The sequence below is a fragment of the Alcanivorax sp. UBA3183 genome (assembly GCF_002364155.1).
GTDB classification, from domain to species: domain Bacteria; phylum Pseudomonadota; class Gammaproteobacteria; order Pseudomonadales; family Alcanivoracaceae; genus Alcanivorax; species Alcanivorax jadensis.
Genome location: NZ_DEXN01000014.1, coordinates 124,716 through 125,085 on the forward strand (window position 1 = coordinate 124,716; position 370 = coordinate 125,085).

Consider the following 370-nt stretch of genomic DNA (forward strand, 5'->3'; position numbering starts at 1 on the left):
TGTTAATGGCCCCGGGCCTGGTCGTGGCCGCGGAACAATTGCCTGACTCCGCGCCACCGGACAACGATGCTCCAAAAACCCGGGAGCAGGTTCCCGCTCAGCCGCTGGACGGCAAAGAGTTGGAGGCCATGTATCTGGAATCACCACGGGAACTGGATACCAGTGATGAAAGCCGGGGCATGAATGCGGTCAGCCCGGAGGGTCGTTACCTGGAAGACGAACAGCAGGAGTTTCGCCAACGGCAGGCAGAAAACGTGCGCCCTCCGGAGCTACGCGACAATACTCCACCCCCACCGCCACCCACGTTGATTCCGATTCGGGAGCTTTAGCAGCTGCGAGTGGCGAGCGGCGCGAACCGAGCCTTGGCGAG

1 protein-coding gene is annotated in these 370 nt (G+C 62.2%); it reads left to right on the plus strand.

Going from position 1 to position 370, the window contains the following annotated elements; all coding sequences use genetic code 11:
- On the plus strand, window positions 1-329 hold a 329-nt coding region (locus tag B3Q33_RS06315; protein ID WP_286827233.1), incomplete at its 5' end, for a hypothetical protein.
- Window positions 330-370 lie beyond the last annotated feature (41 nt).